General features: G+C 54.5%; 9 protein-coding genes. 4 read left to right on the forward strand and 5 right to left on the reverse strand.

Annotated elements, in window-relative coordinates:
- The first annotated feature begins 676 nt into the window (after window positions 1-676).
- Entirely contained in the window at window positions 677-5137 is a 4461-nt protein-coding gene (gene gltB, locus VGM55_RS03375) for a glutamate synthase large subunit (RefSeq protein ID WP_154188364.1), read from the forward strand.
- Window positions 5138-5290: 153 nt separating this feature from the next.
- Window positions 5291-6709, forward strand: coding sequence for a glutamate synthase small subunit (locus VGM55_RS03380; protein ID WP_154188363.1), 1419 nt, complete (start codon window positions 5291-5293; stop codon window positions 6707-6709).
- Window positions 6710-6791: 82 nt separating this feature from the next.
- Here the strand turns inward: VGM55_RS03380 and sspB are convergent, their stop codons facing one another.
- From sspB to zapE, 5 genes are all read right to left on the reverse strand, one after another.
- A complete protein-coding gene (gene sspB / locus VGM55_RS03385) occupies window positions 6792-7292 on the reverse strand; it encodes a ClpXP protease specificity-enhancing factor (RefSeq protein WP_154188362.1) in 501 nt (166 codons plus the stop codon).
- Between the two features lie 3 nt (window positions 7293-7295).
- Window positions 7296-7937: a stringent starvation protein SspA gene (gene sspA / locus VGM55_RS03390; RefSeq protein ID WP_016538405.1), complete on the reverse strand. Its 642-nt coding sequence runs from the start codon at window positions 7935-7937 to the stop codon at window positions 7296-7298.
- A 320-nt stretch (window positions 7938-8257) separates the two neighbouring features.
- The gene (rpsI, locus tag VGM55_RS03395; RefSeq protein ID WP_000829818.1) at window positions 8258-8650 is read right to left on the reverse strand and encodes a 30S ribosomal protein S9; all 393 of its coding nucleotides are present in this window, start codon (window positions 8648-8650) and stop codon (window positions 8258-8260) included.
- A 15-nt stretch (window positions 8651-8665) separates the two neighbouring features.
- Window positions 8666-9094 (reverse strand): 50S ribosomal protein L13, encoded by a 429-nt coding sequence (gene rplM / locus VGM55_RS03400; protein WP_008454874.1) that lies wholly within the window; start codon window positions 9092-9094, stop codon window positions 8666-8668.
- A 227-nt stretch (window positions 9095-9321) separates the two neighbouring features.
- Window positions 9322-10446, reverse strand: coding sequence for a cell division protein ZapE (gene zapE, locus VGM55_RS03405; RefSeq protein WP_154188361.1), 1125 nt, complete (start codon window positions 10444-10446; stop codon window positions 9322-9324).
- Window positions 10447-10622: 176 nt separating this feature from the next.
- On the opposite strand from zapE, the gene zapG reads away from it, so the two are divergent.
- Both zapG and degQ read left to right on the forward strand, forming a co-directional pair.
- The gene (zapG, locus tag VGM55_RS03410; protein WP_154188360.1) at window positions 10623-11021 is read left to right on the forward strand and encodes a Z-ring associated protein ZapG; all 399 of its coding nucleotides are present in this window, start codon (window positions 10623-10625) and stop codon (window positions 11019-11021) included.
- Window positions 11022-11196: 175 nt separating this feature from the next.
- On the forward strand, window positions 11197-12567 hold the full coding sequence (degQ, locus tag VGM55_RS03415) for a serine endoprotease DegQ (RefSeq protein ID WP_331634583.1): 1371 nt from the start codon (window positions 11197-11199) through the stop codon (window positions 12565-12567).
- The last annotated feature ends 32 nt before the right edge of the window (window positions 12568-12599 follow it).

Consider the following 12599-nt stretch of genomic DNA (forward strand, 5'->3'; position numbering starts at 1 on the left):
CTGATGGGCCGTCCCGAAAAAGGGGCCTAGCCTGCCATTTTCTTCTCGCACCGGCGATGACCTGGATCAATCGCTTCGGCGCAGCTTTATCTATTGCATATAAACTCAAAATAAGTGCAACTCTATTCACATCAAGCTTGATTACTTTTCCTTATGATGCTGCCCTTTATTTAAAGAATATGACGAGCGGTGAAAAACAGTGTCATGCTGCACTCCACGGGGGTTAATCAGCATATCGTGCTGGCAATACCACTCATGCCAGCATGGTCTGGAGTTTCAGAGGCTTTCGGACAGTGAGGACGATCACATAACGCTCGACGTTAGCCGTGCTGCCGCCGCAGGGAAAAAAGCATAAAATCTTATTTTATTCATATCGTTAAGCCACTCTTAGTACAATTATGTATAAATAAGAATGCCATTTGACCTGTGTGCTCTTTCCCGATAACTTGGAAATCCGCTGGAAGCTTTCTGGATGGGTTCTGTGCCCATCATATTTATGCAGTAATTGAGATTCCCTCTAAAGCAAGTCCTCAACACTTGTGACACCGGATGCGTTGGACATTAAGAGGGCGACACGCGAGGCAAGCGTATGATGCGCAAACCCCGTCGCCATGCCCTTGCTGCGTCCACGCGCAAACGGTTGGGAGTAACGTAGAGCCTGGGGAGGTTCACTGATATGTTGTACGATAAATCCCTTGAGAAGGATAACTGTGGTTTCGGCCTGATCGCCCACATAGAAGGCGAACCTAGCCACAAGGTAGTGCGTACCGCTATTCACGCGCTAGCCCGTATGCAGCACCGCGGTGCCATCCTGGCCGACGGTAAAACCGGCGACGGCTGTGGCTTGCTGCTGCAAAAGCCAGATCGTTTCTTCCGCATTGTTGCAGAAGAACGCAATTGGCGTTTGGCCAAGAACTATGCCGTTGGCATGATTTTCTTAAGCCAGGATGACGCGCTTGCTCGCGCCAGCCGCCGCATTGTTGAAGAAGAGTTGCAAAACGAAACGCTGTCTATTGTTGGCTGGCGTGAAGTGCCGCTGAACAAAGACGTGCTCGGTGAAATCGCCCTCTCCTCTCTGCCACGTATTGAACAAATTTTCGTTAACGCCCCGGCGGGCTGGCGTCCTCGTGATATGGAACGCCGCCTATTTATCGCCCGTCGCCGTATCGAAAAACGTATCCAGGAAGACAAAGACTTCTATATCTGTAGTCTTTCTAATCTGGTGAATATTTATAAAGGTCTGTGTATGCCGGCTGACCTGCCGCGCTTCTACCTGGACCTGGCGGATCTGCGCCTGGAATCAGCCATTTGCCTGTTCCACCAGCGCTTCTCCACCAATACCGTACCGCGCTGGCCGCTGGCTCAGCCGTTCCGCTACCTGGCGCACAACGGTGAGATCAATACCATTACCGGTAACCGCCAGTGGGCTCGCGCACGTACTTATAAATTCCAGACGCCGCTGATCCCCGATCTGCACGACGCCGCGCCGTTCGTTAACGAAACCGGCTCCGACTCCAGTTCCATGGATAACATGCTTGAGCTGCTGCTGGCGGGCGGGATGGATATCGTGCGCGCCATGCGTCTGCTGGTTCCACCGGCCTGGCAGAACAACCCGAACATGGATCCGGAGCTGCGCGCCTTCTTCGACTTTAACTCCATGCACATGGAGCCGTGGGACGGCCCGGCGGGAATCGTCATGTCCGACGGCCGCTTCGCTGCCTGTAACCTGGACCGTAACGGCCTGCGTCCGGCGCGCTACGTGATCACCAAAGACAAGCTCATCACCTGCGCCTCTGAAGTCGGGATCTGGGACTACCAGCCGGATGAAGTGGTTGAGAAAGGCCGCGTTGGCCCGGGCGAGCTGATGGTTATCGACACCCGTGTTGGCCGTATTCTCCACTCCGCAGAAACCGATGAAGAGCTGAAAAGCCGCCATCCGTATAAAGAATGGATGGAAAACAACGTTCGCCGTCTGGTGCCGTTTGAAGATCTGCCGGACGAAAAAGTGGGCGCAAGAGAGCTGGACGACGATACGCTTGCCAGCTACCAGAAGCAGTTTAACTACAGCAGCGAAGAGCTGGATTCGGTGATCCGCGTGCTGGGCGAAAACGGCCAGGAAGCCGTCGGTTCAATGGGCGATGACACCCCATTTGCCGTACTTTCAAGCCAACCGCGCATTATTTACGATTACTTCCGCCAGCAGTTCGCGCAGGTCACCAACCCGCCGATCGATCCGCTGCGTGAAGCGCACGTCATGTCGCTGGCCACCAGCATTGGCCGCGAGATGAACGTCTTCTGTGAAGCAGAAGGCCAGGCGCATCGCCTGAGCTTCAAATCGCCGATTCTGCTGTGGTCTGATTTCCAGCAGCTCACCACGCTTGAAGAAGAACATTATCGTGCCGATACGCTCGACATCACTTATGACGTGACCGAGAAATCGCTGCACGAAACGGTGATGGCGCTCTGCGACGAAGCTGAACGCATGGTACGCAACGGCACCGTATTGCTGGTGCTGTCCGACCGTAACATTGCGAAAAACCGCCTGCCGGTGCCTGCTCCGATGGCCGTGGGCGCCATCCAGACTCGCCTTGTTGAGAAGAGCCTGCGCTGTGACGCCAACATCATCGTTGAAACCGCCAGCGCCCGCGACCCGCACCACTTTGCCGTGCTGCTGGGCTTCGGCGCGACCGCTATCTATCCGTACCTAGCCTATGAAACGCTGGCGAAGCTGGTCGACAACGGCGCAATCGACAAAAACTACCGTATCGTGATGCAGAACTACCGCAACGGCATCAACAAAGGGCTGTACAAGATCATGTCCAAAATGGGCATCTCGACTATCGCCTCTTACCGTTGCTCCAAGCTGTTCGAGGCCGTCGGTCTGCACAAAGAAGTTTCCGAGCTTTGCTTCCAGGGTGCGGTCAGCCGCATCGGCGGCGCAGGCTTTGGCGACTTCCAGCAGGACCTGCTGAATCTGTCCAAACGCGCCTGGCTGGTGCGTAAACCGCTGGATCAGGGCGGCCAGCTGAAGTTCGTTCACGGTGGGGAATACCACGCCTACAACCCGGACGTGGTGCAGACGCTGCAAAAAGCGGTGCAGAGCGGCGAATACAGCGACTATCAGCAGTATGCGAAGCTGGTTAATGAACGCCCGGTCGCCACGCTGCGCGATATGCTTGCGCTAAACCCGCAGGACGAGTCCGTCAAAATTGAAGACGTTGAGCCAGCAACCGAGCTGTTCAAACGCTTCGATACCGCGGCAATGTCCATCGGTGCCCTGAGTCCGGAAGCGCATGAATCCCTGGCCGAAGCGATGAACAGCATCGGCGGTAACTCTAACTCCGGCGAAGGCGGCGAAGATCCGGCGCGCTACGGCACCAATAAAGTGTCCCGTATCAAGCAGGTCGCTTCAGGCCGCTTCGGCGTCACCCCTGCCTATCTGGTCAACGCCGACGTAATCCAGATCAAAGTCGCGCAGGGCGCGAAACCGGGCGAGGGCGGCCAGCTGCCGGGTGATAAGGTCACGCCTTACATCGCCAAGCTGCGCTACTCCGTACCGGGCGTGACGCTGATTTCACCTCCGCCTCACCACGATATCTACTCTATCGAGGATCTGGCGCAGCTGATTTTCGACCTGAAACAGGTTAACCCGAAGGCGATGATCTCCGTGAAGCTGGTTTCCGAACCGGGCGTGGGTACCATCGCGACGGGCGTAGCCAAAGCCTATGCCGACCTGATTACCATTGCCGGCTACGACGGCGGCACCGGTGCAAGCCCGCTGTCGTCCGTGAAATACGCGGGCTGCCCGTGGGAGCTTGGCCTGGTGGAAACCCAGCAGGCTCTGGTGGCTAACGGCCTGCGCCATAAAATTCGCCTGCAGGTGGATGGCGGCCTGAAAACCGGGCTCGACATCATTAAAGCCGCAATCCTTGGCGCGGAAAGCTTCGGCTTCGGTACCGGGCCAATGGTTGCCCTGGGTTGTAAATACCTGCGAATTTGCCACCTGAACAACTGCGCAACCGGCGTGGCAACTCAGGATGACAAACTGCGTAAGAACCATTACCACGGCCTGCCGTTCAAAGTGACCAACTACTTTGAGTTCATCGCTCGCGAAACTCGCGAACTGATGGCGCTACTGGGCGTGAAACGTCTGGTTGATTTGATTGGCCGTACCGACCTGCTGAAAGAGCTGGACGGGTTTACCGCCAAGCAGCAGAAGCTTGATCTGTCTGCCCTGCTGAAAACGGCTGAACCGATGCCGGGCAAAGCGGTGTACTGCACCGAGCATAACCCGCCGTTCGATAAGGGTGACCTTAACGCACAGCTGCTGAACCAGGCGCAGGCGTATGTGGATGACAAACAGAGCAAAACCTTCTGGTTTGATATCCGCAATACCGATCGTTCCGTTGGGGCTTCGCTCTCCGGCTACATCGCCCAGCAGCATGGCGATCAGGGGCTGGCGTCTGACCCAATCAAGGCGCACTTTAGCGGCACCGCGGGCCAGAGCTTCGGCGTCTGGAACGCAGGCGGCGTAGAGCTGCATCTGACCGGCGATGCTAACGACTATGTGGGCAAAGGCATGGCGGGTGGCCTGATTTCTCTACGCCCTCCGGTAGGTTCAGCCTTCCGTAGCCATGAAGCCACGATTATCGGCAACACCTGTCTGTATGGCGCAACCGGCGGCAAGCTGTACGCTGCAGGCCGCGCAGGTGAACGTTTCGCCGTGCGTAACTCCGGTGCTATCACCGTGGTTGAAGGCATTGGCGATAACGGCTGCGAATACATGACCGGCGGTATCGTCTGTATTCTTGGCAAAACCGGGGTTAACTTCGGCGCCGGCATGACGGGCGGCTTCGCCTATGTGCTGGATGAAGACGGTGAGTTCCGTAAACGCGTGAACCCGGAACTGGTTGAATTACTGGATGTGGAAGAGCTGGCGATTCATGAAGAGCATCTGCGCGGCATGATAACCGAACACGTTCAGCTGACCGGCTCCCAGCGCGGCGAAGAGATTCTGGCTAACTGGCCGGCGTTCGCCTCCAAATTCACCCTGGTTAAACCGAAGTCCAGTGATGTCAAAGCATTGTTGGGTCACCGCAGTCGTTCCGCAGCCGAGCTGCGGGTGCAGGCACAGTAAAGGCAGATTCATCTGGCGTCATTGTCGTAGCTAGCCTGGACACGGACTACGCGCAGAACCCGCAGCGTACAAAAGTACGTGAGGAGTCTGAGCATAGACCAGGTTCAGGATAGCAAGAGAAATAGCCAGATGAGACTGACGTAAGAGGTCACGATGAGTCAAAACGTATATCAATTTATCGACTTGCAGCGCGTTGATCCGCCGAAGAAACCGCTGAAGATCCGCAAAATTGAATTTGTGGAAATTTACGAGCCGTTCTCTGAGGGGCAGGCGAAGGCGCAGGCCGACCGCTGCCTCTCCTGCGGCAACCCGTACTGCGAGTGGAAGTGCCCGGTTCACAACTACATTCCAAACTGGCTGAAACTGGCCAATGAGGGCCGCATCATTGAGGCAGCCGAGCTGTCTCACCAGACCAACAGCCTGCCGGAAGTCTGCGGCCGCGTCTGCCCGCAGGATCGTCTTTGCGAAGGTTCCTGTACGCTGAACGACGAGTTTGGTGCGGTGACTATCGGTAACATTGAGCGCTATATCAACGATAAAGCGATTGAGATGGGCTGGAAACCGGACCTGACCGGCGTGAAGCAAACCGGTAAGCGTGTGGCTATCATCGGTGCAGGCCCTGCGGGGCTTGCCTGTGCGGACGTTCTGGCGCGTAACGGCGTAAAGGCGGTGGTTTACGACAGGCATCCAGAAATCGGCGGCCTGCTGACCTTCGGTATTCCGGCGTTCAAGCTGGAAAAAGAGGTGATGACTAAGCGCCGCGAAATCTTCAGCGGTATGGGTATTGAATTCAAACTCAATACCGAAGTCGGCCGTGACGTACAGATGGACGAGCTGCTTAGCGAATACGATTCCGTGTTCCTTGGCGTCGGCACCTATCAGTCAATGCGTGGTGGTTTAGAGAATGAAGATGCGCCTGGCGTTTATGACGCCCTGCCGTTCCTCATCGCTAACACTAAGCAAATTATGGGCTTTGCTGAAACGGCTGAAGAGCCCTACATCAGCATGGAAGGCAAACGTGTCGTTGTGCTGGGCGGCGGTGATACCGCAATGGACTGTGTGCGCACCTCCATCCGCCAGGGCGCAAGCCACGTAATTTGTGCCTACCGCCGTGACGAAGAGAACATGCCGGGCTCAAAACGTGAAGTGAAAAACGCGCGTGAAGAAGGCGTGGAGTTCCAATTCAACCTGCAGCCGCTGGGCGTTGAAATTAACGCTAACGGCCGCGTGTGCGGCGTGAAGGTTGCGCGTACCGAACTGAGTGCGCCGGATGCTAACGGCCGTCGTCGTCCGGAAATCGTAGCCGGTTCTGAACACGTGCTGGCCGCCGATGCGGTCGTTATGGCGTTTGGCTTCCGTCCTCACAGCATGACGTGGCTGGAGCAGCACAGCGTTGAGCTGGATAGCCAGGGCCGTATTATTGCTCCTGAAGGAAGCGAAAACGCCTTCCAGACCAGCAACCCGAAAATCTTCGCCGGTGGCGACGCCGTTCGCGGTTCCGATCTGGTGGTGACAGCGATTGCCGAAGGCCGTAAAGCGGCTGACGGGATACTCAACTTCCTTGAAGTGTAAGCGTTAAAAACTGGCGGCTTCGGTCGCCAGATTTAGCCACCCTCGCACCATAAAAAAAGCCAGTCTTCCGACTGGCTTTTTATTATTTCACCACACGCAGTGCGGGACGGCCACCGCGCGGCGGCGGCGGATCGTCATCAGGGTTATTGTCATCATCGCCGTGATCCGGACGATCGCCATCAATAACCTGCATTACCGTTTCAGACTCGCCTGCAGCAGGCTGGTCATCATTATGGCTTTCAGCGTCTTCGTCATAGCCCGCTTCCGGCTCAAACATCGTTCCTGCACCGTTCTCACGTGCATAGATAGCCAGAACGGCGGCCATTGGGACGTTCACCTGGCGCGGCACTCCACCGAAACGCGCGTTAAAGCGCACTTCGTCATTGGCCAATTCCAGGTTGCCCACGGCGCGCGGTGCGATATTCAGCACAATTTGTCCGTCTCGCGCATACTCCATCGGCACCTGCACATCCGGTAGCGTAATATCCACCACCAGGTGTGGAGTGAGCTGGTTATCCAGCAGCCACTCATAGAAGGCCCGCAACAGGTAAGGACGGCGCGGCGACAGCTGCGACATATCCATCAATTAGCCTCGAGTCTGCAGACGCATTTCGCGCTCAGGTTCGGTCAAAGAGGCCAGGAAAGAATCACGCTCAAAGACGCGGGTCATATACCCTTTCATCTCTTTAGAACCAGCCCCCGTCAGCTCAATACCCATCTGCGGCAGACGCCACAGCAGCGGAGCCAGATAGCAGTCCACCAGGCTGAACTCGTCGCTCAGGAAGAAAGGCTTCTGCGTAAACACCGGTGCAATGCTCAACAGCTCTTCACGCAGCTGCTTACGCGCTGCGTCCGCTTCCTGCGCGGAGCCATTCATCACCACATTCATCAGGGTGTACCAGTCTTTCTCAATGCGATGCATGTACAGACGGCTTTCACCACGTGCAACCGGATAAACCGGCATCAACGGTGGGTGTGGGAAACGCTCATCAAGGTATTCCATGATGATGCGGGATTCCCACAGCGTCAGCTCGCGGTCAACCAGGGTCGGCACGCTGTGATTTGGGTTGAGGTCAATCAGATCCTGAGGCAGGTTATCCGTTTCCACATGCTCAATTTCAACGCTAACACCTTTCTCAGCCAGCACGATACGCACCTGGTGGCTGTAGATGTCAGTAGGACCGGAAAACAGCGTCATCACCGAACGTTTGTTGGCAGCGACAGCCATGAAAACCTCCAAGTTTATCCAGAAAATTACTGCTAATAGCCGCAAGCGGCGACTAACCTGACCGTTTATTACCCAACGCTTCGCCGGAACACCGCTAACGCCTTAAAACGAGGCGAAAACAACCTGATGCGACATTTGGGCAGAAAATTGGATGATAGTTTACCAGATTTTACCGGTTTTGTGGTGACCGCATATTGAATTTGCCAAAAAGACAAATAATTTCAAAATGTTATAGTCAATAATATAAATTACAGGCATAAAAAAACCCGGCACAAGACCGGGTTTTTTGCCAATTGCCTTTCTGCGTGAGCAGAGAACAATTAACGTTTGGAGAACTGAGGACGACGACGTGCTTTACGCAGACCGACTTTCTTACGTTCAACCTGACGAGCATCACGGGTAACGAAGCCAGCTTTACGCAGCTCGGAACGCAGGGACTCATCGTACTCCATCAGAGCGCGGGTGATACCGTGACGGATCGCACCAGCCTGACCAGAGATACCACCACCTTTAACGGTGATGTACAGATCCAGTTTCTCAACCATGTCGACCAGTTCCAGCGGCTGACGAACTACCATGCGGGCAGTTTCACGACCGAAGTACTGTTCCAGAGAACGTTGGTTGATAACGATTTTGCCGTTGCCCGGTTTGATAAACACGCGAGCTGCGGAACTTTTGCGGCGACCAGTGCCGTAGTATTGATTTTCAGCCATTGCCTATAATCCCGATTAAATGTCCAGAACTTGCGGTTGCTGTGCCGCGTGGTTGTGCTCGGTGCCCGCGTAAACTTTCAGTTTACGGAACATTGCACGACCCAGCGGGCCCTTTGGCAGCATGCCTTTAACCGCGATTTCAATCACACGCTCAGGACGGCGGGCAATCATCTCTTCAAAGGTCGCTTGTTTGATACCACCGATGTGGCCGGTGTGATGGTAGTACACTTTGTCAGTACGCTTGTTGCCGGTTACAGCAACTTTGTCAGCGTTCAGAACGATGATGTAATCACCAGTATCAACGTGCGGAGTGTATTCCGCTTTGTGCTTACCGCGCAGACGGCGAGCCAGTTCAGTAGCCAGACGACCTAAGGTCTTACCTTCAGCATCAACAACATACCAGTCGCGCTGTACAGTTTCTGGTTTAGCTGTAAAAGTTTTCATTAAAAGCTTACCCAATATATAGTTACACGTTGGTGAACACCCAAACGTTTAAAATCAGTTGAGGTTCACGCGACATTGTCCAGCAAACCTACCCCTTCGAATAGCCTATGCCGGCACGACAAAAGTTTTGGGAAAAAAACTTTGGTTGTAACGTGGGGTCGCAAGATTATAGAGAAGTCGACCTCAAAGATCGACCACAATTTGTCGTTGATATCACATATTCATCGTCAGGGCAGATGAGCGCGGCGCAAATACTCTTCACTTTGCATTTCCTGCAGCCTGGAAAGGCAGCGCTGGAATTCAAACTTAAGCCTTTCACCTTGATAAATATCGAATAACTCAGCCTCTGCGGACACAACCAGCTTCACGTGACGCTCGTAGAATTCGTCCACCAGAGCGATAAAGCGGCGTGCCTCGCTTTCCATCAGCGGGGTCATCACCGGCACATTGAATAGCATGACGGTATGAAACTGACGAGAAAGCGCGATGTAATCATGCTGGCTGCGGGCATCCACGCACAGCGTAGTAAAAGCAACCGCCAACGTTTGATTCGCCGTACCGAGCGTCGCCAGAGGACGGTGATTAATCTCCAGTACGGGTCCCCCTTCACGTTTAGCGCCCGCAAGCGCCGTATAAAGCTTCTCCATCTGCTGAGCAGACTCATCGTTAAGCGGCGAAAGCCAGAGATGCGCCTGGGTCAATGTCCTCAGGCGATAATCAATCCCGGCATCGACGTTCATCACGTCGCAATAGCGTTTAATTGCCTCGATGGCCGGTAAGAATCGCGCGCGCTGGAGCCCATTGCGATACAAGTCATCTGGCGGAATATTTGACGTGGCAACAAGCGTAATGCCGCGCGCAAAAAGCGCTTTCATCAGCGTTCCAAGCAGCATTGCATCGGTGATGTCGGAGACAAAAAACTCATCAAAGCACAGCACGTCGGTCTCAGCTTTAAAACCATCAGCAATGATTTCCAGCGGATCGGTGTTCCCTTGCTGCTGCGCCAGCTCCTCATGAACCCGAAGCATAAAGCGGTGGAAGTGTAGCCTAAGCTTGCGTTCTCCCGGCAAACTCTGAAAAAACATATCCATCAGCCAGGTTTTACCGCGCCCCACGCCTCCCCACATATACAGGCCACGTGCGGGCTCCGGCTCTGCCTGAGCCTCTTTTTTACCAAACAGCTTGCCAAATTTAGTCAAAAAACCGCCGGAAGACACGGCCGTTGGCGCAGCGGACAATGTCTGCCAGATAGCGTCCAGGCGCATAATCGCTTCGCGCTGAACTTCATCAGGTTGAAAACTGCCTTCTGCCAGAGCCTGCTGGTAGCGCGATGCAGGAGAGAGATTTTGCATGGTATTATTATGTTCCCTTTATAATCGGATAGCCGTTCACTGCCATTTTCGAGCCGGTTGTCGAAAAAAAGGCCGTTCTACCCTAAGCGATGCTGCGTCAGGATTCCACTTCTCTTCGGTTAGCGGTTATAGTGGCTACATTACCCTACGGAATCACAAGATAACGGGAGAAGTTCATGACTTGGGAATATGCGCTTATTGGGTTAGTCGTCGGCCTTATTATCGGTGCCGTAGCCATGCGTTTTGGCAACCGTAAGCTGCGCCAACAACAAGCTCTGCAGTACGAGCTGGAAAAAAACAAAGCGGAGCTCGAAGAGTATCGCGAAGAGTTAGTCAGCCATTTTGCCCGTAGCGCAGAGCTGCTGGATAATATGGCGCACGATTATCGTCAGCTCTACCAGCACATGGCAAAAAGCTCCAGCAGCCTACTGCCGGAAATGACGGCTGAGGCCAATCCGTTCCGCAATCGTCTTGCTGAGTCGGAAGCCGGTAACGATCAGGCCCCGGTTCAGATGCCGCGTGACTATTCAGACGGCGCTTCTGGCCTGCTACGCACCGGTGCAAAACGCGATTAATCCCAGTTTCAGTTTTTTCCGGGGCACAGTTCATGTGCCCCATCCTTTCCTGACCCAGCTATCATTTAATTGTCTTTTGCTTTCTTATTACGCCATTGTGAGTCGATTGATATTTCAATAACATCAATTGAGTTAGTGGGTATTCCTTTTTCCAGGTGACGAGAGCCAGCATCCAATGAAGAAACAAACACGGCTGTTGAGTGCATTAGCGTTAAGCGTCGGCCTGACGCTCGGCGTATCCCCTCTGGCGAGCGCGTCACTGCCTTCCCAGGTTCCAGGCCAGCCGGCTTTGCCAAGCCTTGCTCCAATGCTGGAAAAAGTGCTGCCGGCGGTTGTTAGCGTAAGGGTGGAAGGTACCGCTTCGGCCTCGGGCCAGAAGGTGCCGGAAGAGTTCAAGAAATTCTACGGGGATGATGCGCCCTCCGACACGCCACAGCAGTTTGAAGGCTTAGGTTCCGGGGTCATCATTAATGCCGCTAAAGGCTATGTCCTGACCAACAACCACGTGATCAACCAGGCCCAAAAAATCAGCGTTCAGCTGAACGACGGGCGTGAGTTTGATGCCAGGCTTATCGGCGGCGACGATCAGAGCGACATTGCGCTGATTCAGCTGCAGAATGCTTCAGGGCTGACCGAAATCAAAGTTGCCGACTCTGACAAGCTCAAGGTCGGTGACTTTGCCGTTGCGGTAGGAAACCCCTTTGGTCTGGGGCAAACAGCTACCTCAGGTATTGTTTCCGCGCTGGGCCGCAGCGGGCTTAACCTCGAAGGCCTGGAAAACTTTATTCAGACCGATGCCTCAATCAACCGCGGGAACTCCGGTGGCGCGCTGCTGAACCTGAACGGTGAACTGATTGGCATTAACACCGCTATTCTTGCCCCAAGCGGCGGCAGCGTAGGGATTGGTTTCGCCATCCCCAGCAATATGGCGCAAACACTCGCCAAACAGCTGATGGAGTTTGGTGAAATCAAACGTGGCCTGCTGGGTATTAAAGGCATGGAGATGAACTCTGACATCGCCAAAGCCTTTAACCTTTCAACCCAGCGCGGCGCGTTTGTCAGTGAAGTGCTCCCGCAGTCAGGCTCGGCTAAGGCCGGAATCAAAGCCGGAGATGTCATCACCAGTCTGAACGGTAATCCACTGAACAGCTTTGCCGAACTGAGAGCAAAAATCGCCACCACCGAGCCCGGTACCGTAGTAAAACTCGGCTTGCTGCGCGATGGAAAACCGCTTGAGGTTAGCGTTACGCTGGACAAGAGTACCGCCTCCTCTGCCAGCGCTGAAATGATCCTGCCTGCGCTTCAGGGAGCAGCATTAAGCGATGGGCAACTGAAAGACGGCGGCAAAGGTATTCGCCTGGATAACGTTGATAAAGGTACGCCTGCCGCTCAGGTTGGCCTGCATAAAGACGATGTGATTATCGGCATTAACCGCGACCGAGTACGGACTATTGCCGAAATGCGTAAGGTTCTCGAAACCAAGCCTGCGGTCATCGCACTTCATGTTGTTCGCGGGGAAGACAGTATCTATCTGCTGTTGCGTTAACGGTGGCAGAGAAACGGACATCGTCTGTACGA

It is taken from the genome of Cedecea sp., from assembly GCF_036500665.1.
In the GTDB taxonomy this organism is placed as follows: Bacteria; Pseudomonadota; Gammaproteobacteria; order Enterobacterales; family Enterobacteriaceae; genus Cedecea.

Bases quoted from the DNA above. Each gene is read 5' to 3' on its own strand.
- sspA (WP_016538405.1), bottom strand. From the start codon at position 7,937: ATGGCTGTCGCTGCCAACAAACGTTCGGTGATGACGCTGTTTTCCGGT.
- rplM (WP_008454874.1), bottom strand. From the start codon at position 9,094: ATGAAAACTTTTACAGCTAAACCAGAAACTGTACAGCGCGACTGGTAT.
- zapE (WP_154188361.1), bottom strand. From the start codon at position 10,446: ATGCAAAATCTCTCTCCTGCATCGCGCTACCAGCAGGCTCTGGCAGAA.
- gltB (WP_154188364.1), top strand. From the start codon at position 677: ATGTTGTACGATAAATCCCTTGAGAAGGATAACTGTGGTTTCGGCCTG.
- rpsI (WP_000829818.1), bottom strand. From the start codon at position 8,650: ATGGCTGAAAATCAATACTACGGCACTGGTCGCCGCAAAAGTTCCGCA.
- degQ (WP_331634583.1), top strand. From the start codon at position 11,197: ATGAAGAAACAAACACGGCTGTTGAGTGCATTAGCGTTAAGCGTCGGC.
- zapG (WP_154188360.1), top strand. From the start codon at position 10,623: ATGACTTGGGAATATGCGCTTATTGGGTTAGTCGTCGGCCTTATTATC.
- sspB (WP_154188362.1), bottom strand. From the start codon at position 7,292: ATGGATATGTCGCAGCTGTCGCCGCGCCGTCCTTACCTGTTGCGGGCC.
- VGM55_RS03380 (WP_154188363.1), top strand. From the start codon at position 5,291: ATGAGTCAAAACGTATATCAATTTATCGACTTGCAGCGCGTTGATCCG.